Raw genomic sequence first — 22,549 nt, forward strand, 5'->3', positions numbered from 1 at the left:
TCACGTGAAACATCGTCGTTGCGGAGAGTCCTTTGAGTGAGCAGCAGGTCGAGGCTGAGCCCGCGGTTGCCGCCGAGATCTTCGGTGAGCGGATCGACGCGGCCCGCGAGTTCACTGCGGCGCTTGCTCGCGAGGGAGAAGAACGCGGTCTCATCGGCCCGCTCGAGCTTCCCCGTCTGTGGACTCGTCACATCCTGAACAGTGCGATCGCTGCACCTTTGTTCCATGGTTCTGTCGCTGATATCGGTTCAGGCGCCGGCCTTCCCGGGCTTGTCCTTGCCATCGCTCGACCCGATGTGGAGTGGACGCTGATTGAGCCGATGGAGCGGCGTATCACCTGGCTGACTGAGCAGGTGGCAGCTCTCGAGCTCGAGAACGTTACGGTTCTCCGCTCGCGGGCTGAGGATGTGCGTCCCCTTGGCGCATTCGACGTCGTGACGGCGCGCGCAGTGAGCGCCCTGCGTACTCTGATCCCCTTGACTGCGCCCTTGGTGCGCGACGGTGGAGAGCTCACGCTTCTCAAGGGCCTGAATGTGTCCAACGAGATCGAGGCTGCGGAGAAGCAGATCAAGAAGTTCCGGTTGTCGGACGTCCGCGTCGAGGTCCTCGGTGAGGGAGTTCTCCAGGAGACGACGCGCGTGCTGCGTGCGCGCGTGCGATAGCGCGCCCCACGCATCTGCGAAGCGGAGTGTTTCACGTGAAACACTCCGCTTTTTGCGTGAGGGGAGGTTGTGTGGGTCTGTTGTCGGGCTCATCTGAATCGTGGGTGATCGTCGCCGTCGCCCCACGCGTCTCTCGTCTGTCGGTGTGTCACGAGCTCCATGGCGCAGATCTGGACTCAGGGGTCAGAGGGTGGTGTGCGCTCGGGGGAGGGCGCGGTCCATTGGTCTGGGTGCTGCGACCGGCGCATCTCGAGCCCGGTGTTTCACGTGAAACAGTGCGCAGATGGACGCCCTGGTTGAGTGATCGCCTTCACCACTCGCAACAGCGTCGGAGATCACGCGATCTGGCTGTTGCACCCTGGCGTTCGTTGGGGTCTCACGGACTGTGTTCTGGGGGTTGCAAGGTTGAGAGGGGGGTGAGTGGGCGGACTGGCGGCGGGCCGATCGGGAACTGACGGACTTGTGGCCCGCGGAACTCCGGGTGAACGCAGCGAACGGTGGCTAGATGTTTCACGTGAAACGGGTCCGACAGCCGACACCGCGGGGGCACTGTCCTTCGATGTCGTGGCTTGCGATTAGAGTGGAATGCGGCCCCGAAAGGAGTGGATGTTTCACGTGAAACAATCCGAGAAGACATCCCCGAGTGATTCGTTCGGGATGGATACACCGCTCGCGCGGGAACTCGCCGACCTCTCCGCCCGCAGACGTGCTCTGGAAGCCGCTCGCGTGGAGTTCACGGGGGAGACCCGTGTGCTGACGGTATCGAACCAGAAGGGCGGGGTCGGCAAGACCACGACTGCGGTGAACATCGCATCTGCCCTCGCGGGTATGGGCGCGAAGGTGCTTGTGATCGATCTCGATCCGCAGGGCAACGCCTCGACGGCTTTGGGTGTGCCGCACAGTGCAGAGGTTCCCAGTGTCTACGACGTCCTGATCGATGAGTTCCCCCTGGCGGACATCGTGCAAGCGAGCCCGGAGGATCTGAATCTCTTCTGTGCCCCCAGCACCATCCACCTGGCGGGGGCGGAGATCGAGCTGGTCGCTCAAGTCGCGCGTGAGCATCGTCTCCGCCGCGCACTCGAGACCTACCTCGAGGACAACCCGATGGACTTCGTCATCATCGACTGCCCGCCGTCCTTGGGACTCCTCACCATCAACGCCTTCACGGCCGCGACAGAGGTGTTCATCCCCATCCAGTGCGAGTACTACGCCCTCGAAGGGCTGAGCCAGTTGCTCGGCAGCATCCAGATGATCCAGAAGCATCTGAATCCGGTGCTGCACCTCTCGACGATCCTGCTGACGATGTTCGACGGACGCACGCGTCTCGCCCAGCAGGTGGCAGAAGAGGTCCGCACACACTTCCCGGAGCAGGTGTTGGAGACGGTGATCCCGCGTTCCGTACGTGTATCCGAGGCCCCGAGTTTCGGCCAGACGGTGATCGCCTATGACGGACAGTCCGCCGGCGCGATCGCATACCGCGAGGCCGCTGTCGAGATCGCGTCGCGGACGGCGACGCAGAGCAAGGAGAAATGATGGCGAAGCGCACTGGGCTGGGCCGTGGAATCGGTGCCCTCATCCCCACGGCCGACCAGACCGAACGGCCCGTGGACGTGTTCTTCCCGGGTGCCAGCCTGCGACAGGCTGCCACCGAAGCTGGAGCGAGCGAAGCAGACGCGACCGAGCTCGAAACAGTCCCCGGGATTCACCTGATCCAGGTCGACCCGAACACGATCGTCGCGAACCCTCGCCAGCCGCGCACGCACTTCGACGCGGAGGACCTCGCGGAGCTGGTGCACAGCGTGCGGGAGTTCGGCGTGCTGCAGCCCGTCGTCGTCCGCAAGAACGCGGACGACGAGTACGAGCTCATCATGGGGGAGCGGCGCACGCGTGCCGCCCGAGAGGCCGGACTCGCCTTCATCCCGGCGATCGTCCGTGACACCGCGGATGAAGACCTCCTCCGCGATGCGCTTCTCGAGAACCTCCACCGATCCGAGCTGAACCCGCTGGAAGAGGCATCGGCCTACCAGCAGCTCCTCGACGACTTCGGCATCACCCAGGAAGAGCTTGCGACGCGCATCGGGCGGTCCCGTCCGCAGATCAGCAACACCATCCGTCTGCTGAAGCTGCCCGTGCCGGTGCAGCAGCGGGTCGCCGCCGGCGTCCTCACCGCCGGGCACGCCCGCGCGATCCTCAGCCTCGACACCCCGGAGTCGATGCAGCGTCTCGCGGACAAGGTCGTGAACGAAGACCTGTCGGTGCGCGCGACGGAGGAGGCGGCCAAGTCTCAGCCTGCCGCGGGAAAGACCGCGAAGGCCACCCCGGGCGCGCGCCGCGCGTATCTCGATGAGGTCGCCGGCAACCTCGGTGACCGACTCAACACGCGCGTCAAGATCTCGCTCGGTGCACGGAAAGGCCAGGTCACGATCGATTTCGCTTCGATTCAGGATCTGAACCGCATCCTCGAGGAGCTCGGCGAAAGCGGCTACGGCTCCGCGAAGTAGCACCCCCGGCAGACCCAGCGGTCCCCTAGACTCGCGTCATCTCGACGACGAGGGGGATCTCATGTCCAGAGCAGCCAACCCGGCGACCATCAAGCGCCGGGTGATCGCGGTGAGCATCGCCGCCGCGTTGGGTGGGTTCCTGTTCGGCTTCGACACCGCGGTGATCAATGGGGCCGTCGACGCGCTGGCCGGTGATGTCTCCGGTTTCGACCTCGGAACCGCGCTGAAAGGCTTCGCGGTCTCGTCGGCCCTGATCGGTTGCGCGGTCGGCGCGTGGTTCGCCGGCCCCGTATCCAACAGGTACGGTCGCATCCCGGTCATGGTCGTCGCGGCGACGATGTTCTTCGTGTCGGCGATCGGATCTGGACTCGCCTTCAGCGTCGTCGACCTGATCATCTGGCGGGTGATCGGCGGACTCGGTGTGGGAGCCGCCTCCGTCATCGCCCCGGCCTACATCGCCGAGGTCTCTCCGGCCGCGATCCGTGGACGTCTCGGATCACTGCAGCAGCTCGCCATCGTCACGGGTATCTTCGCGGCGCTCCTCTCCGACGCCCTGCTCGCCGGAATCGCGGGCGCGGCCGACCAGCCGCTGTGGGGACTGACCGCCTGGCGCTGGATGTTCATGGTCGCCGCGATCCCCGCGCTGGTCTACGGCATCATGTCCCTCCGACTGCCGGAGTCTCCGCGCTACCTGGTCCGCAAGGGCGAGCTGAAACGGGCGGCCGAGGTGCTCGAGACCGTCACCGGGACGATCGACGTGCAGGGGAAGATCGAAGAGATCACGGGAACGATCGACACCGAGCGCTCGGAGTCGCTGCGTGACCTGCGCGGACACCGCCTCGGGCTGAAGCCGATCGTGTGGATCGGCATCCTGCTGTCGGTGTTCCAGCAGTTCGTTGGCATCAACGTGATCTTCTACTACTCGACCACGCTCTGGCAGTCCGTGGGCTTCGACGAGTCCAGCGCGCTGCTCACCTCGGTGATCACCTCGGTCACGAACATCGTGGTGACGATCGTCGCGATTCTCCTCGTCGATCGCATCGGTCGCCGCATCATGCTGCTGGTCGGCTCCGTCGGGATGACCGTGACGCTCGGCCTCATGGCCGTGGCCTTCTCGTCCGGCACGCTCGACGCTCAGGGGACGGCCACGCTGCCGGACCCCTGGGCCACCATCGCACTCGTCTGCGCGAACGGTTTCGTGGTGTTCTTCGGGGCGAGCTGGGGGCCGCTGGTCTGGGTGCTGCTCGGGGAGATCTTCCCGAACTCGATCCGCGCGGGAGCCCTCGCCGTGGCCGCGGCCGCGCAGTGGGTGGCGAACTTCTTCATCTCCACCACGTTCCCGGCGTTCGCCGAGATCGGCCTGACGTTCGCCTACGGGTTCTACGCGTTCTTCGCGCTGCTGTCGTTCTTCTTCGTGTTCTTCAAGGTCCCCGAGACCAAGGGGCGCGAGCTCGAGGACATGACGGAGAACATGACCGTGGAGCGACGGAGGGGTCCGCAGCCGACGTAGGCTTGAGGCATGACCGAGTCCGTACAGCGCCGCGCCAGCCTGGAAGTGCTGCGCGCCGAGGCGGCGGACGAACTCGCGGTCCTCATCCAGGAGCGCCTGCTCGCCGGGGAAGACCCCTGGGAGTTCATGGAGGAGCTGCCGAGCGTCGACGAGCTCGTCGTGTACCTGCTCCGCGCCGACAACATCAATGCCAATGACGGAGTGCGCCCCAACGCAGCGCGGCACTACCGAGTGCTGCGGCAGATCGCCCTGGAGTATCCGGAGCTGACCTCCGCCGTGTGGGGGCTGCTGGACGAGAAGCAGCGTCATCGCCGCTGGGATCCGTCCGTCGCCGACGCCTCCTGAACCCGCACCGACACGCCCCTGACCTCTGTGGAGGCAGGGGCTTTCTCATGCACGCGAAATGTGCATGAACATGATTTTCATAAATCATGCAACAATGGTAAAAAGGTGACAGCAAGGCGACGGAGCGGCTCGATGAACCCGCACTGACGCGCATACATGAAGACGAAGGAGTTCGACATGGCGTCACGCATTCGCATCGGAGCGGAGCGCGCAGCCGCAGGGTCCACTGCGATCGCGGGAAACCGCATCGGCCTGCTCACGAACTTCACCGGCACGATGCCGGACCTGTCGCGCAACATCGACGCGCTGCTCGCCGGCGGAGTTCCCCTGCACCACCTCTTCGGCCCGGAGCATGGGCTCGACGGTGCTGTGCAGGCCGGCGAGAGCTCCGTGATCGAGCGCGACGAACGCTCCGGTCTGCGTTTCAGCGACACCTACCTCTCGGAGGGGGAGCAGCTGGACCAGATGATCGTCGACGCCGGCGTGGACGCGCTCGCCTTCGACATGCAGGACATCGGCGTGCGGTTCTACACCTACATCTGGACGATGTACGACGCGATGCGAAGCGCGGCTCGACTCGGACTGCCGTTCACCGTGCTGGATCGCCCCAATCCGCTCGGTGGCGCCGTACTGGCCGGTCCTGGTGTGAGCGAGAAACGCTTCACCAGCTTCGTCGGGCGCAGCGACATCCATCAGCGCCACGGTCTCACCGCGGGAGAACTCGCGCGACTGTTCGCGAGTCGCGATCTCGCCGACGACGGTCTGCACCTCGACCTGCACGTCGTCGAACTCGAAGACTGGGATGCGACGAAGGACTGGACGGCCACCGGACTGCCGTGGGTTCCGCCGTCTCCGAACATCCCGACGCTCGACTCGGTGTACGCGTTCAGCGGCACCGGACTCGTGGAGGGCACGACCCTCAGCGAGGGACGCGGAACGACCCGTCCGTTCGAGACCATCGGTGCTCCGTTCCTCACCGCCGCATTCGCTGAGGATCTCCGCTCTCGGGATCTTCCCGGAGTGCTGTTCCGTGACGTCGCCTTCCAGCCGACGTTCCACAAGCACGCGGGGGAGACCGCACGCGGAATCCAGCTGCACATCACGGACCATGCCGTCTACGACAGCGTGGGCACCGCACTCGCGATCCTCGAGGCGGCGAAGGCGTCGGCTCCCGAGAGCGTGCGCAGTCTCAACGCCGGGGAACGCCTCGATCCAGGGGACTCCGGATACGCGCTCGATCGGCTGTGGGGCTCGACCGCGCTGCGCGACGCGATCAACGGTGACAGTGCGTTCGCCGCGCTCGATCACACACCACGGCGCGTCACCGACGTCTACGGCGAGGACGTCCTGCTCTACCCGCGATGAAAATCATTTCCCTCGCGTCGATGAAGACCAAAACTGACTGACACAACTGTCACGGCACCACCAACCAGGAGATTCAATGGAGAACATCATCAGGACATTCCGTGCCGGCGACGGCCCGGGGATCGCGCGGGCCTGGACCGAGGCCGCCCCCGCAGACGGCATCACCTACGAGCGCTTCCGCGACATGTTCCTCCTCGACCGGAACTTCGACGCCGAAGGACTGTTCCTCGCCGAGACCGACGGCGAGATCGTCGGAGCGGTCTACGCCGTGCGACGTCAGATCGCCGCCGACGGCGACGACCTGGAGCCCACCTCCGGGTGGATTCCCTTCTTCTTCGTCGTACCGAGCGCGCGCCGTGAAGGTATCGCCACGGCGCTGATGACTGCCGCGAAACAGTGGCTGGCCGGCCACGGAGTGCAGACGGTCTACTTCTCGTCGTACACGCCCAACTACTTCCTGCCGGGCCTCGACGCCGACCGCTACCCGGAGGCCGACGCCTTCCTGCGCTCCATGGGATTCACGACCCAGTACACCTCGGTCGCGATGGACCGCACCCTCAACGACTACGCGATGCCGGACGACGTGCGTGCCCGGATCGCCGACCTCCGTGCGCAGGGATGGACGTTCTTCTCGCCCAGCGGAGACGACCTCGTGGACCTGATCGAGATCGCCGGACAGTTCAACGCCGACTGGTCCCGCGGCATCCGCGAAGGAGTGCTCGGGGGGCAGTCGCTCGAACGGATCATGGTCTGCCGCAACCCGGAGGGGGACATGCTCGGCTGGGCCATGCACGGCACCTACGAGAACGTGCTGGAGCGGTTCGGTCCGTTCGGCGTACTGCCCGAGAGCCGGGGGACCGGGCTCGGCAAGGTGCTCCTGCACCTCACGCTCGAGCGCATGCGCGCCCTCGGCGCCCACAGTGCCTGGTTCCTCTGGACCGAGGAGACCTCCGCTGCGGGACACCTGTACCTCAACACCGGGTTCGAGATCACTCGGACCTTCACGATCATGCACGCCCCCATCGCCGCCTGAGGCGGACCACACCCGAGAGGAACCACATGAAGTCTGCAGCACAGCGTCGTAGCCGACGCATGATGACCACGATCGCGATCGCCGGCACGGCCGCCCTCGCCCTCGCCGGATGCACCACGGGAGCGGAAGGCGGCGGAGACGACGGCGTCGTGAACCTCACCTTCCTCAGCCACTACGGCAGCGACCCGTTCAAGACCGGTATCGGCGACCTCATCGACCAGTGGAACGAGGAGAACCCCGACATCCAGGTGACCTCGCAGGCCGTCAACTTCGACGAGCTGCTCACCACCCTCAACGTGCGCCAGACAGGTGGACGCGGCGCTGACATCGTCAGCTCCTACTCCCTCTGGGGCGGACAGCTGCAGGCCAACGGCGTGCTCTCCGCCCCGCCCGAGGACGTGGTCGCCGACATCACCGACAACTACAGCGCCGCCGCTCTCGCCTCGGTCACCACGGGAGACGGGAAGATCCTCGGCTACCCGACGGAGTTCAACACCTACGCACTCTTCTACAACAAGAAGATCCTCGCGGACGCCGGCTACGACGCCCCGCCCGCCAACTGGGACGAGCTGACCGAGGTCGCCAACGCCACCACACAGAAGGACGGCTCCGGCAACACCATCGTCCAGGGCCTGTCGCTCATCCAGGACGGCGACAACCACACGGTGCACCCGTTCCTCTCGCTGCTCGACTCGGCGGGCGGAGAGTTCCTCGCCCCCGACGGTAAGTCCGCCATGGACAAGAAGGCCGAGGACACGATGCAGCTCGAGGCCGACCTGGCTGAGACCGGAGCGACCTCGACGTCGATCATGCCGACCAAGGCGTTCCCGACCGGCGGCGTCGCGATGGCCGTCCAGGCCGGATGGTGGATCGGCAGCCTCAAGGCATCGATGGGCGACGACTACGCCAACGTAGGTGTCGCTCCGGTGCCCGGACCGAAGACCGGAGACGTGGGCTCGCTCGCCTACAGCTTCTTCACCGGCGTGAACTCGGGCAGCCAGCACCAGGAGGAGGCCTGGAAGTTCCTCAGCTGGCTCAACTCGCATGAGAACGACCAGGGCGTCACCGCACTCGGCGACTTCCTCGCCGCGCAGGGTCTGATCCCGCCGCGCACCGCCGACGCCGAGATCCTCGGGCCGAAGTACCTCGCCGAGGAACCGAACCTCGAGGCGATCTACGCTGCGGCCGACTACGCCATGGCGGAGTCGAACGCCTCCAACGCCTACGAGGCGAAGACGTCGACCAACACCGCGCTCAACGACATCATCGTCAACGGCGCGGACGTGAAGACCACCTTCTCGAAGCTGGTCAAGGAGATCGACGCCCAGTAGCACCACCGGAGGGCGGGGACCCCTGATCCCCGCCCTCCACCGAGACCACCCACGGAGGGCCGATGGCCAATCCCACACTCATGACGGCGGCGCAGGAAGCCGCCGAGGACACGATCGCGGTGACGACGGTCGGGAAGAAGGCCAAGCCTCGTGCGCGGCGCTTCCGACGGGAGGCGCGCGCGGGATACCTGTTCCTGGCGCCCTCCCTGCTGTTCTTCACCGTCTTCCTGATCCTGCCCACGTTCTTCGCGATCTTCCTCTCGTTGTCGACCTGGGGCGGATTCGACCTCACGAAGATCGAGTTCACCGGATTCCAGAACTACGCGGAGATCCTGCAGCTGGACAGCAAGTTCGTGCAGCCGATCCTGGTGAACACGTTCTTGTTCGCGATCATTGCCGTGGTGCTCGCGGTCGGCGGCTCCGTCGTCGTCGCGCAGCTCATCGAACGCCTGCGATTCCAGGGCTTCTGGCGGTTCCTGTACTTCCTGCCCGTCGTGGCGACCGTCGTCGCGATCGGCAACGTCTGGAAGATGCTCTACCAGCCGGCCGGTCTCATCAACGCCCTGCTCAACGCGGTGGGCGTGAACTCGATCGGCTTCCTCTCCGACCCGAACCTGGCTCTGCCCGCGGTCGCCGTCGTGCAGGCGTGGGCATCGATCGGCGCCGCGGTGCTGATCCTCACCGCCGGCATCAAGGGCATCGACAAGACCATGTACGAGGCCGCGGAGATCGACGGCGCGAACTCGTGGCGCACGTTCTGGAGCATCACGCTCCCGCTGCTGCGCCCTTCTCTCGTGTTCGTGTTCATCACCCAGTGCATCGCCGGACTGCAGTCGTTCGCCCTCATCATCGTGATGACGAAGGACGGCGGACCCGCCAACGCCACCAACGTCGCCGCGTTCGAGATGTATCAGCAGGCCTTCAAGTTCGGTGCCTGGGGCACCGCGAGCGCGATGGCCATGGTGCTGTTCCTCATCATCTTCATCATCACGCTGCTCCAGTTGTGGATCAGCCGTCGCACCGGAGGAGACGACTGATGGGCGTCCGCAAGAGCAAGCGCCACCCGCTCCCCTGGATCTCGTACCTCGTCGTCGCGATCGGCGGCGTGATGATGATCGTCCCGTTCTTCGACACCGTCTTCAGTTCGCTGAAGGGACCGGGGGAGTACGGCATCTTCCCGTACCGCTTCTTCCCCGAGAACTGGACCTGGGACAACTACACCGCCGCGTTCGAGCAGTTGCAGCTGGACAAGCTGTTCTTCAACAGCACGATGGTGACGCTCGTGGTGACCGCATCCGTGCTGATCACCTCGGCGATGGCCGGCTACGCCCTGGCGAAGCTGCGCTTCCGTGGACGAGACGTGATCTTCCGGTTCGTGCTGGCGACCATGATGCTGCCGCCCTTCCTGCTGTTGATCCCCGACTTCCTGATCATGCTGAACTGGCCGCTCGTCGGCGGGAACAACATCCTCGGACAGGGCAGCTTCGGCGGCATGACGAACAACATCGTCTCGCTGATGCTGCCGTTCCTCGTGAGCGGCTTCGGCATCTTCCTGATGCGGCAGTTCATGGTGGGCGTGCCGGACGAGATGCTGGAGGCGGCGCGCATCGACGGAGCGGGGGAGTGGCGGCTGTTCTTCAACATCGTGCTGCCTCAGGCCACCCCGGTCGCGATCACCCTGGGCGTGATCACCTTCGTCGGCCAGTGGAACGAGTACATCTGGTCGTCGCTGATCGCCTCGGCGAACCCCGACCTGATGACGCTGCCGGTGGGCATCCAGATGCTGCAGAGCTTCATCGACCCGAACCGCACCATGCCGATCGTCATGGCCGGCATCGTGATCAGCACCCTCCCGGTGCTTCTCATCTTCCTGTTCCTTCAGAAGTACTACGTCCGCGGCGTCATGCTCAGCGGAATGAAATGACCCCCACCCCAAGAAACGGAGTGACGACACATGGGTAGGACTGTTCTCGCCATCGGCGGACACATCGGCGACATGGACCTGACGGCGGGGCCGACCCTCGCGAAGATGGTGCAGGAGGGCGATCGTGCGATCATCCTCGCCTGCACCTACGGCGAGCGGGGGCACCCCACGATCAGCCCCGACGAGTACCGGAAGCAGAAGGTCGCCGAGGGCGAAGCCTTCGCTGCGGGGATCGGGGCCGAGTTCCGCGTGCTGGACTACTCGGACGGCTTCCTGCCGGACGACGACTCCGCGGCCGAGCAGATCGCCGACATCATCCGCCAGGAGAAGCCCGAGATCCTCATCACGCACTGGACGAAGAGCATCCACCGCGACCACGAGCGTGCGGCGATCCTCGCGGAGCGCGGGCGATTCCTCGCGTCGCTCCCCGTCGACAGCCCGTACGGTCGGCACGGGATCTCGCAGTTCCTGCACGCGGACAACTGGGAGGACGCGGAGGACTTCACTCCCGACCTGTACGTCGACATCCCCGATGCCGCGTTCGATGCGTGGCGCGCCGCGATCGAGGGCCAGGCCTTCGCCCGAGGTGAGACGTATGGCTTCCGGTACATCGACTACTACAGCGCCAACATGCTCGCGAAGGGCTGCTTGGCCGGCACCACCCGCGCGTGCGGTTTCAAGCGCGGCGACAAGGGCGCCGAGCTCGCGGGTCCGTGATCCCGACGGGCACGGACGAAGGGCCGGGGGCGCTGATGCGTCTTCGGCCCTTCCGGCAGGGGGACGAGGATGACCTCGCCGACGTGTGCCTGCGCACCGGCGACGCCGGGGCAGACGCGACGGGGCTCTACCGTTCGTCCGGCCTGCTGGCCGACGTCTTCGCTCTTCCCTATGCGGCATGGCATCCGGAGGGCACCTTCGTGGTCGACGACGGGAGGCGCGTCGTCGGCTACGTCGTGTGCGCACCGGACACCGCGGCGTTCGAGCGCTGGTTCCAGTACGCATGGTGGCCGCCGCGGGAGCCACGGCACCGCAGTCAGGCGGGGGATTCGGAGAGGGATGCGACGATGCTCGCATACGCACGTGCGGTGGGCACGCGGGCTGCGTCGTTCGTGGATCGCTATCCGGCACACCTGCACATCGACCTGCTGCCCGAGGTGCAGGGACAGGGGTGGGGGCGACGGCTCATCGATGCTCTCGCCGGGCATCTGTGGACGAGGGGTGTCGACGGGGTTCAGCTGACGGCGGGGGCACGGAACAGCGCGGCCATCGCGTTCTACCGACGCCTCGGGTTCGACGAGCTCGGCGCCGATCACGGCGGCGTGACCTTCGGGATGCCACTCGACGAGACGCGGCGTTTCACGTGAAACACAGAAGGGCCGCACCCGGAGGTGCGGCCCTTCTCGTCGTTCAGGAGGATCAGCCGATGAAAGCGGCGAGGTCCTTCTCGAGCGCGAACTTCGGCTTGGCGCCGATGATGGTCGTCTTGACCTCACCGCCGTGGAAGACCTTCATCGCCGGGATCGACGTGATCTGGTACTTCATCGCCAGCTCGGGGTTCTCGTCGACGTTGAGCTTGAGGATCGTGATCTTGTCGGGGTTGTCGGCCTGGATCTCGTCCAGCACCGGCGCGACCATACGACACGGACCGCACCACTCGGCCCAGAAGTCCACCAGCACGGGACCGTCGGCCTGCAGAACGTCCTGCTCCCAGGTCGCCTGGCTCGTAGCCTTTGCACTCATCAGAGTTTCTCCTTGATTCGAGGTTCGTCTGCTACAACAGCCGACGAGGTGAAAGTGTTCCCGCCCGAGGCTCAGGCGGTGATGATCTCGGCGGCCTCCGCAGCCGGGACCTCCACGGAGGCGTCCTCAAAATCCGCGAGGAAGTGCTCCGCATCCAGGGCGGCGACCGTGCCGGAGCCGGCAGCCGTGATGGCCTGACGGTAGGTCGGGTCGATCACATCGCCTGCCGCGAACACCCCAGGAACCGACGTGCGCGAGGAGCGGCCGTCGACCCAGATGGTGCCCTCGGCCGTGAGGTCGAGCTTGTCGTGCACGAGGTGCGTGCGGGGGTCGTTGCCGATCGCGATGAACAGTCCATCGAGAGGCAGGTCGCGGAGCGTGCCGTCGACCGTGGACCGCAGCTGCACACCGTTCACGGAATCGCCACCGAGCACCTCGGCGACCTCGCTGTTCCACACGAACTCGATCTTCTCGTTCGCGAACGCGCGCTCCTGCATGATCTTCGACGCACGCAGGGAGTCCTTGCGGTGGATCACGTAGACCTTGTCGGCGAAGCGGGTGAGGAACGTGGCCTCCTCCATCGCGGAGTCACCGCCGCCGACGACCGCGATCGTCTTCTGACGGAAGAAGAACCCATCGCACGTCGCGCACCAGGAGACGCCGTAGCCGGACAGGCGCTCCTCGCCCTCGATGCCGAGCTTGCGGTAGGCGGACCCGGTCGCGTAGATCAGGGCGGCCGTCTCATGCTCGGCACCGCTGCCGAGGACGACCTTCTTGACGGGACCGTCGAGCTGGAGCTCGGTGACGTCGTCGTAAACGACCTCGGTGCCGAACTTCTCAGCCTGCTCCTGGAACTTCGCCATGAGCTCGGGACCCTGGATGCCCTCGGGGAAACCCGGGTAGTTCTCGACCTCGGTGGTGTTCATCAGCTCGCCGCCGACCTCGACCGAGCTCGCGATGAGCAGCGGCTTGAGGTTCGCCCTGGCCGCGTAGATGGCAGCCGTGAATCCGGCGGGGCCGGAGCCGATGATGATGACCTGACGCATGTGCTCTCCGTCTTAGAAACTGCAGTCGAATGACCTTCGAGTGCTTCAACCCATGGTAGCCGCGGGGCATTCCCCGACCAGTGTGCGCCACCGGGCTGGGAGCCGCCTCCGCGTGCGGATCAGCGCCCCGGCAGGAATCGGCGGACCAGACCGCCCGCGGCCTTGAGCTCGGGCGCGCGCATCAGGGCGAGGATCGCGACGTAGACGATCACGACCACCATGCCGATGATGGCGGTTGCGATCGTGGCGGCGATCACCCCGGAGGTGGCCCAGCCCGTGGTCCCGCCGAGAAGGAGGAACGCACCCCAGCCGGCGAATCCGGCCGGGATGCCCGCGATCGCGAAGCGGGCGATCGCCAGCATCCACGACGCGACGCCGAGGCTGCCGATCTTCCGGTGCAGCAGCCACGTCGCGACGATGGTCTGCAGCGTGCTCGCGATCGACTGTCCGAGAGCCACGGCGGCGGCGAGTTGCGTCAGCGGGATCACATCCGCCGCGAGCAGCCCTGCCGCGGCCAACGCCGTCGCGACGATCAGCACGCACTGGAAGATGGTGAACCAGAAGGGCGTGCGGGTGTCGTCGTAGGCGTAGAACGTGCGCTGCACGATGAACAGGATCGTGAGCGGGATGAGGCTGATCAGGTAGCAGAGCAGCACGAGAGCGGCGCCCTGCGCATCCGGAGCGCTCTCCGTGAACACACGGGAGGCGGGGATCGCTGCCGCGGTGACCGCTGCCACCGCGGCGACGATGAAGAACAGCAGGGTGCGGATGCTGCGCGAGATGTCGCTGCGCACCTCTCCATGGCGACCGGCTGCCGCATGCTCGCTGATCTGGGTGAAGTAGGGCGTTCCGATCGAGAGCACGATGACCGAGTACGGGAGCATGAAGATGAGCCAGGCATTCCCCGTGACGGCGAGTGAGGCGCCCGTCCCGGAAGCCGCGCTGACGATCCGTCCCTGCAGCACGCCCGCCGCCAGCGACGCGAAAGCCATCAGGAAGGTCCAGCCCGCGAGCTTTCCCACGTTGCCGAGTCCGACCCCGCGCCACCGGAAGTCGGGGCGCAGGGACAGGCCGGTTCGACGCCAGAAGAGCAGGAGGACGAGCGCCTGGATCGCGATGCCCAGCGTCGCCGTGCCACCGAGGGTCGCGATCATCTCGGGAGTCCAGTCGGCGGAGTTCCGCGAGACCGGCGAGAACACCCACCCCAGCAGGAGGAAGCCGATGATCGAGACGATGTTGTTGACGACCGGAGCCCAGGTGAACGGACCGAAGATGCGTCGCGCATTCAGCGCCTCACCCAGGAGGGCGTAGAGGCCGTAGAACAGGATCTGCGGGAGACACCAGTACGCGAGAGCCGTGGCGAGAGCCTGCGTCGTGGGGGAGAGGCCGCTCGCGACGAGCTGGATCAGCCACGGAGCTGCGATCGTCGCGACCGCGGTGACGGCGACGAGCACGACCGTCCCGAGGGTGAAGAGTTTGGAGATGAAGGCGTTGCCTCCGTCGGCATCCGCCGCCGCCTTCACGATCTGCGGCACGATGACCGCCGTGAGGATGCCCACGGAGATGAGTGAGAACACACTGTTGGGCAGGGTGTTCGCGGCCGCAAAAGCATCAGCGGGACCCGACTTGTAGGAGCCGATCACTCCGACGAGCACGATGCTGCGCAGCAGGCCGGTCAGACGCGACACCATGGTGCCGGCGCCGATGATGGCACTCGCGCGACCGAGGCTACTCATGCGTGTCTTCGCTGGGCGCGGCATCCGGTCGGGTCTTCACGGCATCCTCTTCCAGGGCATCGATCTCGGCCTCGACGGCCGCCTCGGCGGTGGACTCGCGACGCTTGCGGCGGACCGTGCGGATCACGCCCAAGGCGATCAGCACGACCGCGAGACCGCCGAAGATGACCAGTCCGATGGTCTCCCACTCGGCGCGCACCGCGACTCGGACCGACTGCTGATCCTGGATCGGCACGCCGGTGGGGCTGTACAGGCTGAGGCGGAGGTCGACCTCGCCGCTGCCCACACGGGCCGAGACCGGAACCTTGGCGCGGGTCGTCGAGTTCGGCTGCACGATCGTCTCGGTCACGGGCTTCACATCGAGGCGCGGGTCGGTGGGCGAGGCGTGCAGCTCGACCGTCACCGGCCACGGCAGGTCGTTGCGCACCGCGATTGGCAGATCGGCGTTGGCCGTGAGCAGTTGAATCGTGCTCGAGGTGGGGATGCTGACGGCGGCCAGCGTGTCGGTGGTGCGTTCGCGGTGGGCTTCGACACCCGCATCGAACGCCTTCGCCGACGTGCCGACCGCGAGGGTGCGCAGGATGCGGATGCGCTCCGGGCTGAGCAGCACCTGCGGGTCGGTGAGGATCGACGAGAACGCCGTGAGCGACCCCTCATCGGCGAGGAGATCCCCCACTGCCGAGGCACGCACGGTGTCGGGCTCCTCCTCGAGGGTCACGGCGACCGGCGGTGCCGCCCGCACGGAAGAGAGTTCGAATCCGATCGTTTCGGCGGTCGAGATCGCGTCGCGCAGCGCATCGCCGGTGCGCTTCTGGTCGCGGTCGAGGCCGATCAGCAGCGGGGCACCAGGAGCGCGGCTCTGCGCCAGCTGCAGGCGCGCGGTCGCCTCGGCGAGCAGACGCTGACGAGCCACAGGATCGGCCTCAGCCGCCGCGTCCGACAGCGTCTTCGAGACGTCGGCATCCGTGACCAGCAGGTCGTGATCGCCCGCCGTCGCGTGCGCTGCACTCTGCCCACCCACCGCTGAAGAGGGCACGATCGTCGTGGTCCCCGCGCCGAGATACGACGTGAAGGCGGTCAGGTCGGCCTGGGTGAGGCTGCCCTCCGGCCAGAGGATGCGGGGGAGTGCACCGTCGATCGCCGTGAGCTCCTCATCGGTGGGGAGCGCAGGAGAGGTGGTGGGATTCGGCGTCGGAGTCGTCGACGCCGGGGAGTCGGTGGGTGCACCCGTCGCCGGCGCCTGGGGGAACCTTGTCGGATCGAGGAACGGAGCGAACGACATCGGCTGGAGGAGCTCCGGCAGTCCCGCCTGTGCCTGGGCCGTGGCATCCGCATCGCCGAACTGCAGCGCGAACCGGGTGTTCGTCAGGCCGTCGAGCCGCACCAGCCAATCCCGCGCGGTCTCGGGAGCCGCCGAGCCGAGCGCGCGGATCGCCGCGGGGATCGACGGATCGATCGCGAGCACAGCGGTGGTTCCCGCGACGCCATCGAGTTGAGCGGTCAGAGCGCCGTCGCCGTCGGTGAGCTCAGCGAGTTCGTCGGCCGTGAGCAGGGATCCGTTCTCCGGAGTCGCGGTGATCGGGACGAGCACACCGATCTGCGTCGCCTGGGCATCCGCGACCACCAGCACGCTCGTCGCCGTGGTGTCCACCGCGGCGACACGATCGTCGGAGGGGTTTCCGGTGGTGGCGCCGCTGAGCTCCGCGCGGATCGGATAGATCCCGGGAGTCAGATCGGCGAGGGAGGTCTCGGGGACGAAGATCGTCGTCGTCTCCGTCTTGCCCGCGTCGATCGCACTGGTCTGATCGGAACCGATCGCCGCGAAGTCGCCCTCCGCCTCGCCGTCGTCCAGCCAGCTCGAGACGGCGTCGCCATCGGTCAGCGGGGTGCGGTTCAACTCCACCTGCACCTGCCCGCCGGAGAGAGAGGAGTCGGTGTCGTTCTCGACCGTGAGGATCGCCGTGGTCGACGATCCCGGAGCCATGAGGCCGCGCAGGCCGGCCGAGACGTGCAACGACACCTGCTGATCGTCATCCGACGAGCCGTCGGCCGCGAATGCCGCGCCCGGCGTGACCAACGCACAGCCGCTGACCGCGATCGTGAGAACAGCGGTCGCCGATGCGAGCCGTCGCAGGCGCGCACGGAGGCCGTGTTCTGGGGTGGTCGCGGTCATGAAGGTCTTCCTCGAACGCCCGGACAGAGGCGGCTCGTGAGTACTGACCTTGTGATTCTAGGAGGCGCGGGGGATGAGAACCCTGAAGACGCGTAGAGTGACGGCCGTGTCCGACACCCCCGCACCCCACCCCGATCCGCTCCGCTGCGCCGCTCTTGCGGCCGATCTCGACGCCGCGGACCTCCGCTCCGAACCGCTGCGACGCCTCTGGGGTGCCGAGGCCGACGACGCCCTCGCGCGGGGGATGCGCGAGCCGATCCTGCGGGCGATCGCCGGCGATGACGGAGCGCTCGCCACGCTCGGCCGCCTGTTCGTGCTCGGCATGCCGCAGCCGCACGGACCCGTCGCTGCCGCCCTGCCGCACCTCGGAGTCGACGGGCTCGCCGCCCTCGGCCTCGCCACGATCGACGCCGACACCGTCACCCCGACCGCGCTGTTGCGGCCGCAGTCGTTCGTGGATGCCGACGGGGTCGGGGAGTGGTGGATCGCCAGCGACCTCGACGAGGTGGCGCTCGAGGGGCCACTGCCCGCCGACCACGTGCTCGGAGTGGGCGGCGCGTCGCGCACGCTCGCCGAGACGATCGTCCCCATCGAGGTGGACCGTGCTCTCGACCTGGGCACGGGGTGCGGCATCCAAGCCCTCCTCATCTCACGCTGGGCGGGCACCGTCGTGGCCACCGACATCTCCTACCGGGCCCTGGCTTTCGCCGAGCTCAACGCCCACCTCAACGGGGTGTCGAACATCGAGTTCCGACACGGGAGCATGTTCGAGCCGGTGGAGGGCGAGGCATTCGACCTGATCGTCTCCAATCCGCCGTTCGTGATCACTCCCCGCGTCGACGGCGTGCCCGCCTACGAGTACCGCGATGGCGGACTGGTCGGGGATGCGCTGGTGGAGCAGTTCGTGCGTAGCGCGCCCGCGTACCTCACCCGGAACGGCATCGCGCAGCTCCTCGGCAACTGGGAATCGAGGGCCGGAGTGGCCGGACTCGCGCGGCTCGAGGCATGGGTGCCGACCGACCTCGACCTCTGGGTGGTCGAACGCGAGGAGCTCTCACCACTCGGCTACGCGGAGCTGTGGGTCCGCGACGGTGGCACGACTCCGCGCGACGCGGCCTTCACCCCGCTGCTCACCGCGTGGCTCGACGACTTCGCGGCGCGCGGAGTGACCTCGATCGGGTTCGGCTATGTGCTGATGCGCCGCGGCACCGTGGGCGAGCCGCTGCGTCGCGTGGAGCGGGTCGGCCAGCAGGTGTCGAACGTGGGGGCGGCGTTGGGTGCGGGGCTGGCGGCGCATGACGTGCTCGCCGCGGGCATCCCGGCGACGCTGGTCGTGGCACCCGATGTCACCGAGGCGCGACACCTGCTGCCGGGAAACGACGACCCGAGCGTGATCGAGCTGCGTCAGGGCGGAGGGTTCGCGCGCACGGTGAACGTCGACCCTGCGCTCGCCGGGTTCGTCGGCGCGTGCGACGGAGATCTCACCGTCGGGCAGATCGTCGCCGCCCTCGCCGACCTGTTCGAGGTGCCGCTCGCCGAGCTGTGGGCCGACCTCGAGCCCCGCATCCGAGGCCTCGTGCTCGACGGCATCCTGGTTCCCGGGGAATAGCCATGCGATGTATGCGTTGGAATGGATCATGAAGGCTTTCGGATTCCTCTCCTTCGGGCACTACGCGGACGTGCCCGGTTCAGCGACGCGTACCGCCGGCGACATGCTGAAGCAGACCATCGAGATCGCGGAGGGCGCCGATGAGATCGGTGTGAACGGCGCGTACGTGCGCGTGCATCACTGGGCGCGGCAGGCAGCCTCCCCGATGCCGCTGCTGACGGCGATGGCTGCACGCACCAAGGGCATCGAGGTCGGCACCGGCGTGATCGACATGCGTTACGAGAACCCGTTCCAGTTCGCCGAGGAGGCGGCGGCGCTCGACCTGATCGCCGACGGCCGCATCGCCCTCGGCGTGAGCCGTGGGTCACCCGAGACCGCATTGCGCGGCTACGAGACCTTCGGGTACGTCGACGAGGAGGACACCGAGCGCGGCAGCGTCATCGCCCGCGAGAAGTTCGACCTCTTCCTGCGGGCGATCGACGGTGAGGGTATCGCCCCCGGCGATCCGCGCATGGTGGGCGCCGGACGCTACCTGCAGATCGAGCCGCAGTCGCCGACCCTCCGCGACCACATCTGGTGGGGGTCGGGTTCGCGCGCGACCGCCGAGGAGACCGGACGCAAGGGACTCAACATGATGAGTTCGACGCTCGTCACCGAAGCCACCGGACAGCCGTTCCACGAGCTGCAGCGCGAGCAGATCGACCTGTTCCGCGCGGCGTACAAGGAGGCCGGGCACACCGGTCGCCCCCGGGTGTCGGTCAGTCGCAGCGTGTTCCCGCTCGTGTCCGACATGGACCGGGCGTACTTCGGCCTGCGCAGCGAGGAGAACGCCGACCAGATCGGCATCATCGACGGCTTCCGCTCCACATTCGGCAAGACGTACGCCGCGGAGCCGGATGTGCTCATCGAGCAGCTGCGTCAGGACGAGGCCGTGATGGCAGCGGACACCCTGATGCTGACGATCCCGAACCAACTGGGACCTGCGTACAACCTCCACGTGCTGGAGTCGTTCGCGACGCACGTGGCACCCGCCCTCGGCTGGAAGCCCCACACGGAAGGACCCGTCCAGGGCGACGCGGTCTGACGCGATGGGATGATGGGTCGGTGCACGCATCCTCCCCCCAGCTGACGATTCGACCGAGCCACGGGCCGCAGGAGTACCCCGCGCTGGTGGAGATCTGGCGCAGTGCCGTGCGCGCGACCCATGACTTCCTCACGGAGTCGGACTTCGAGCGCATCGAAGCGAACCTGGCCTCGTCGTACTTCCCGGCCGTCACCCTCGTCGTCGCCGAGCGTGAGGGACGACAGTGCGGATTCGCCGGTGTCGCGGACGGAAGCCTGGAGATGCTCTTCGTCTCGGACGATGCCCGCGGCGAGGGGGTCGGAACCGCCCTGCTCACCGAGGTCATGCAGCACCACGGCGTGACGAAGGTCGACGTGAACGAGCAGAATCCGCAGGCGATCGGCTTCTACCGCAGCCGCGGATTCGTGCAGGTCGGTCGGAGCGCGCTGGACGGAGACGGCCAGCCGTACCCGATCCTGCACCTGGAGCTCGTCGCCTGACGCGTCCTCCCGGCAGTTCCCCTTCCCGATCTTCCGGTATCTCACTACGCTGACCGCATGCGCGTGCGCCGCAACGGCATCATCGCGGGGGCCATCGTGCTCATCGCGGTGCTGATCGGCGCGACTCCCGCGGCCGCAGCGACGACCTCGTGGGCCACCTGGTCGCCGCTGGCGGGGAGCGGCGGCGCCTTCATGACGACGGTGCAGGTGGCACCGCAGCCCGCGCTCACGGCGACGATGACGAGCGATTCGCGCGCCGGTCAAGTCGGCGTGATCACGGGAGCATCGACGTGGCTGTCCGAGGGCACCTCGATCGGTGCGAAGTACGGATCCAGCCGCGACCAGCCCTACCTCAACCTCCGGCCCAAGGCGGACAACGCCACGAGTCCGTCGACCACCACCTACTCGTTCGCCACTCCGACACCCGTGTCGGGATGGGCCTTCGCCCTCGGCGACATCGACGCGGATTCGGTGCGCATCGTGGCCGTCGCCCCGGATGGGCACGTGCTCACGGCATCGGAGATCGGTCTCCGGGATCGCTTCAACTACTGCGCGCCCGGGCTGGTCGGCAAGCCCGCATGCACGGGCGCGGCGGACGACGTCCCCAGCTGGGATGCCGCGACACTCACGCTCACCGGCAACGCGGCAGCCATGGACACGAACGGGGCATCCGCGTGGTTCGAGCCATCGACGCCGATCCGCTCCCTCAGCTTCGTGTTCACCCGTCGGTCCGGCCTGCCCGTCTACCAGACGTGGTTCGTCTCACAGGCGAACAGCATCTCCGGCACCGTGGCCGACATCGTCGACGGCCCGCTCGGCGGCGTCGCCCTCACGCTCACCGACGGCAACGGCACCGTCGCCGGGACGACGACCACTGCGCCCGACGGCACCTACTCGTTCCCGGGGTTCATCGCCACGAGCGGGTACACCGTGGGGGTCACGTCGCCCGACGACAAGATCGCGGTCGATGCGACGACGGCTGCCGTCGACATCACGAACGGCGACGCCACGGATGTCGACTTCCTCGTGCGTCAGATCGTGCCCTCCCCGGTGACGGGCCGCGTCGTGGATGCGAACGACAACCCCCTCGCCGGCGTCACGGTCGTGATCGGCGAGAAGACCACGACGACCGACGCCACGGGCACCTACCTGTTCGACTCGATCCTCGAGGGTGCGCACGAGGCCACCATCGTCGTACCCACCGGATACACCCTCGCCGCGGCACCACCCGAGTTCGTCGTTCCCGAGGACAACGAGGACCTGATCACCCTCGATGACTTCGTCGTCCGGGCGAATCCGTCGCTCGGCGGCGCGGTCCGGTGGAACGGCACCGGCGTTCCCGGGGTCACGATCACCGCGTCGCTGCAGGGCGGCGGAACCCTCACGACGGTGACCGGTGCGGACGGGAGCTACTCGTTCCCGCGGCTCCCCGGCGGCTCCTACACCGTGACGATGACCACGCCGGGCGGCTACCTCGCGAAGACGCCGGTGAGCCGCGCCGAGACTCTCTCCGGGACGGATGTCGACGGCGTCGACTTCGATCTGTCCCGGCTCGGTGCGATCGGGGGGACCGTACGCGCGGAGGACGGCACACCCCTCGCCGACGTCGTGCTCGACGTCACCGGCCCGGGCGATCCGCAACAGGTGACGACCGATGCCGAGGGGATCTACGGGCTCGGCGCTCTTGCACCGGGTACCTACGAGGTCGCGGTGCGCACGCCCCCGGGCAGCACCGTCGTCGGCCCTTCGACCCGGACGGTCGTGATCACCGACACCGGTGAGGTCTTCTCCGACCAGGACTTCACCCTCGCAGCCGCGGTCGTGCCGCCGTCGCCCTCGCCCTCACCCGACCCGTCGACCGGCACCGGGAACGCGACCGGACGTCTCCCTGCGACCGGCCTCGGCCCCGAGACCCTCGCCTGGGCTCTGGGTGGCGCCGCCGTGCTCGTGGTCGGGGCGACGCTCCTGATCGTCTCGCGTCGCCGCTCGGGCCGGAAGTAGTAGAGCAGGA

19 protein-coding genes and 1 pseudogene are annotated in these 22,549 nt (G+C 67.3%); 16 read left to right on the forward strand and 4 right to left on the reverse strand.

The genetic code is table 11. The features are described from left to right. The first annotated feature begins 32 nt into the window (after positions 1–32). The 12 genes and pseudogenes from rsmG (at position 33) to WFM69_RS01330 (ending at position 12,035) form a co-directional block, all read left to right on the forward strand. Positions 33–662 (forward strand): 16S rRNA (guanine(527)-N(7))-methyltransferase RsmG, encoded by a 630-nt coding sequence (gene rsmG, locus WFM69_RS01275; RefSeq protein WP_337000856.1) that lies wholly within the window; start codon positions 33–35, stop codon positions 660–662. A 657-nt stretch (positions 663–1,319) separates the two neighbouring features. Further along, on the forward strand, positions 1,320–2,195 hold the full coding sequence (locus WFM69_RS01280) for a ParA family protein (RefSeq protein WP_337000858.1): 876 nt from the start codon (positions 1,320–1,322) through the stop codon (positions 2,193–2,195). After that, entirely contained in the window at positions 2,195–3,163 is a 969-nt protein-coding gene (locus tag WFM69_RS01285) for a ParB/RepB/Spo0J family partition protein (protein WP_337000860.1), read from the forward strand. Before WFM69_RS01280 ends, WFM69_RS01285 begins: the two co-directional genes overlap by 1 nt. Beyond that, positions 3,132–4,673: pseudogene (locus WFM69_RS01290) on the forward strand (sugar porter family MFS transporter); the annotation flags it as partial. The gene WFM69_RS01285 and the pseudogene WFM69_RS01290, both read left to right, overlap by 32 nt. Before the next feature lie 9 nt (positions 4,674–4,682). After that, positions 4,683–5,018, forward strand: coding sequence for a tryptophan synthase subunit alpha (locus WFM69_RS01295; RefSeq protein WP_337000862.1), 336 nt, complete (start codon positions 4,683–4,685; stop codon positions 5,016–5,018). A 177-nt stretch (positions 5,019–5,195) separates the two neighbouring features. Beyond that, entirely contained in the window at positions 5,196–6,383 is a 1,188-nt protein-coding gene (locus tag WFM69_RS01300) for an exo-beta-N-acetylmuramidase NamZ family protein (RefSeq protein ID WP_337000864.1), read from the forward strand. Between the two features lie 76 nt (positions 6,384–6,459). Next, entirely contained in the window at positions 6,460–7,416 is a 957-nt protein-coding gene (locus WFM69_RS01305) for a GNAT family N-acetyltransferase (protein ID WP_337000866.1), read from the forward strand. A gap of 26 nt (positions 7,417–7,442) precedes the next feature. Continuing rightward, positions 7,443–8,747, forward strand: coding sequence for an extracellular solute-binding protein (locus WFM69_RS01310; protein WP_337000868.1), 1,305 nt, complete (start codon positions 7,443–7,445; stop codon positions 8,745–8,747). A 62-nt stretch (positions 8,748–8,809) separates the two neighbouring features. Continuing rightward, the gene (locus tag WFM69_RS01315) at positions 8,810–9,784 is read left to right on the forward strand and encodes a carbohydrate ABC transporter permease (RefSeq protein ID WP_337000870.1); all 975 of its coding nucleotides are present in this window, start codon (positions 8,810–8,812) and stop codon (positions 9,782–9,784) included. Then, entirely contained in the window at positions 9,784–10,671 is an 888-nt protein-coding gene (locus WFM69_RS01320; RefSeq protein ID WP_337000871.1) for a carbohydrate ABC transporter permease, read from the forward strand. Before WFM69_RS01315 ends, WFM69_RS01320 begins: the two co-directional genes overlap by 1 nt. Before the next feature lie 30 nt (positions 10,672–10,701). Continuing rightward, on the forward strand, positions 10,702–11,388 hold the full coding sequence (locus WFM69_RS01325; RefSeq protein WP_337000873.1) for a PIG-L deacetylase family protein: 687 nt from the start codon (positions 10,702–10,704) through the stop codon (positions 11,386–11,388). A 35-nt stretch (positions 11,389–11,423) separates the two neighbouring features. Then, positions 11,424–12,035, forward strand: coding sequence for a GNAT family N-acetyltransferase (locus WFM69_RS01330; protein WP_337000875.1), 612 nt, complete (start codon positions 11,424–11,426; stop codon positions 12,033–12,035). A 52-nt stretch (positions 12,036–12,087) separates the two neighbouring features. Here WFM69_RS01330 and trxA read toward each other — a convergent pair whose 3' ends face one another. The 4 genes from trxA to WFM69_RS01350 all read right to left on the reverse strand — a co-directional run bounded on the left by trxA (position 12,088) and on the right by WFM69_RS01350 (position 17,366). Then, positions 12,088–12,411, reverse strand: coding sequence for a thioredoxin (gene trxA / locus WFM69_RS01335; RefSeq protein WP_021201395.1), 324 nt, complete (start codon positions 12,409–12,411; stop codon positions 12,088–12,090). Between the two features lie 71 nt (positions 12,412–12,482). Further along, a complete protein-coding gene (gene trxB / locus WFM69_RS01340; RefSeq protein ID WP_337000877.1) occupies positions 12,483–13,457 on the reverse strand; it encodes a thioredoxin-disulfide reductase in 975 nt (324 codons plus the stop codon). A 119-nt stretch (positions 13,458–13,576) separates the two neighbouring features. Next, a complete protein-coding gene (murJ, locus tag WFM69_RS01345) occupies positions 13,577–15,193 on the reverse strand; it encodes a murein biosynthesis integral membrane protein MurJ (RefSeq protein WP_337000880.1) in 1,617 nt (538 codons plus the stop codon). Beyond that, entirely contained in the window at positions 15,186–17,366 is a 2,181-nt protein-coding gene (locus tag WFM69_RS01350; RefSeq protein WP_337000882.1) for a DUF6049 family protein, read from the reverse strand. The genes murJ and WFM69_RS01350 overlap by 8 nt, the downstream gene beginning before the upstream one ends. 73 nt (positions 17,367–17,439) lie before the next feature. Between WFM69_RS01350 and WFM69_RS01355 the strand changes: the two genes are divergently transcribed. The 4 genes from WFM69_RS01355 to WFM69_RS01370 are packed head-to-tail and all read left to right on the forward strand — an operon-like array spanning position 17,440 to position 22,539. Continuing rightward, positions 17,440–18,975 carry a DUF7059 domain-containing protein gene (locus WFM69_RS01355; RefSeq protein ID WP_442928366.1) on the forward strand — a complete coding sequence of 512 codons (1,536 nt, stop codon included), beginning with the start codon at positions 17,440–17,442 and terminating at the stop codon, positions 18,973–18,975. Between the two features lie 28 nt (positions 18,976–19,003). Continuing rightward, complete coding sequence (locus tag WFM69_RS01360) at positions 19,004–20,059, forward strand: LLM class flavin-dependent oxidoreductase (protein WP_337000886.1); 1,056 nt, start codon at positions 19,004–19,006, stop codon at positions 20,057–20,059. 20 nt (positions 20,060–20,079) lie between these two features. Further along, positions 20,080–20,538 carry a GNAT family N-acetyltransferase gene (locus WFM69_RS01365; RefSeq protein WP_337000888.1) on the forward strand — a complete coding sequence of 153 codons (459 nt, stop codon included), beginning with the start codon at positions 20,080–20,082 and terminating at the stop codon, positions 20,536–20,538. Between the two features lie 57 nt (positions 20,539–20,595). Continuing rightward, positions 20,596–22,539, forward strand: a complete 1,944-nt coding sequence (locus WFM69_RS01370) for an MSCRAMM family protein (protein WP_337000890.1) — start codon at positions 20,596–20,598, stop codon at positions 22,537–22,539. The last annotated feature ends 10 nt before the right edge of the window (positions 22,540–22,549 follow it).

Origin of the sequence: Microbacterium sp. LB12 (assembly GCF_037150835.1) — a bacterium.
Classification (GTDB): Bacteria; Actinomycetota; Actinomycetes; order Actinomycetales; family Microbacteriaceae; genus Microbacterium.

Coding starts and splice junctions, on each gene's coding strand:
- WFM69_RS01280 (WP_337000858.1), top strand. CDS start 1,320: ATGGATACACCGCTCGCGCGGGAACTCGCCGACCTCTCCGCCCGCAGA.
- WFM69_RS01285 (WP_337000860.1), top strand. CDS start 2,195: ATGGCGAAGCGCACTGGGCTGGGCCGTGGAATCGGTGCCCTCATCCCC.
- WFM69_RS01295 (WP_337000862.1), top strand. CDS start 4,683: ATGACCGAGTCCGTACAGCGCCGCGCCAGCCTGGAAGTGCTGCGCGCC.
- WFM69_RS01300 (WP_337000864.1), top strand. CDS start 5,196: ATGGCGTCACGCATTCGCATCGGAGCGGAGCGCGCAGCCGCAGGGTCC.
- WFM69_RS01305 (WP_337000866.1), top strand. CDS start 6,460: ATGGAGAACATCATCAGGACATTCCGTGCCGGCGACGGCCCGGGGATC.
- WFM69_RS01310 (WP_337000868.1), top strand. CDS start 7,443: ATGAAGTCTGCAGCACAGCGTCGTAGCCGACGCATGATGACCACGATC.
- WFM69_RS01315 (WP_337000870.1), top strand. CDS start 8,810: ATGGCCAATCCCACACTCATGACGGCGGCGCAGGAAGCCGCCGAGGAC.
- WFM69_RS01320 (WP_337000871.1), top strand. CDS start 9,784: ATGGGCGTCCGCAAGAGCAAGCGCCACCCGCTCCCCTGGATCTCGTAC.
- WFM69_RS01325 (WP_337000873.1), top strand. CDS start 10,702: ATGGGTAGGACTGTTCTCGCCATCGGCGGACACATCGGCGACATGGAC.
- WFM69_RS01330 (WP_337000875.1), top strand. CDS start 11,424: ATGCGTCTTCGGCCCTTCCGGCAGGGGGACGAGGATGACCTCGCCGAC.
- trxA (WP_021201395.1), bottom strand. CDS start 12,411: ATGAGTGCAAAGGCTACGAGCCAGGCGACCTGGGAGCAGGACGTTCTG.
- trxB (WP_337000877.1), bottom strand. CDS start 13,457: ATGCGTCAGGTCATCATCATCGGCTCCGGCCCCGCCGGATTCACGGCT.
- murJ (WP_337000880.1), bottom strand. CDS start 15,193: ATGAGTAGCCTCGGTCGCGCGAGTGCCATCATCGGCGCCGGCACCATG.
- WFM69_RS01350 (WP_337000882.1), bottom strand. CDS start 17,366: ATGACCGCGACCACCCCAGAACACGGCCTCCGTGCGCGCCTGCGACGG.
- WFM69_RS01355 (WP_442928366.1), top strand. CDS start 17,440: ATGAGAACCCTGAAGACGCGTAGAGTGACGGCCGTGTCCGACACCCCC.
- WFM69_RS01360 (WP_337000886.1), top strand. CDS start 19,004: ATGAAGGCTTTCGGATTCCTCTCCTTCGGGCACTACGCGGACGTGCCC.
- WFM69_RS01370 (WP_337000890.1), top strand. CDS start 20,596: ATGCGCGTGCGCCGCAACGGCATCATCGCGGGGGCCATCGTGCTCATC.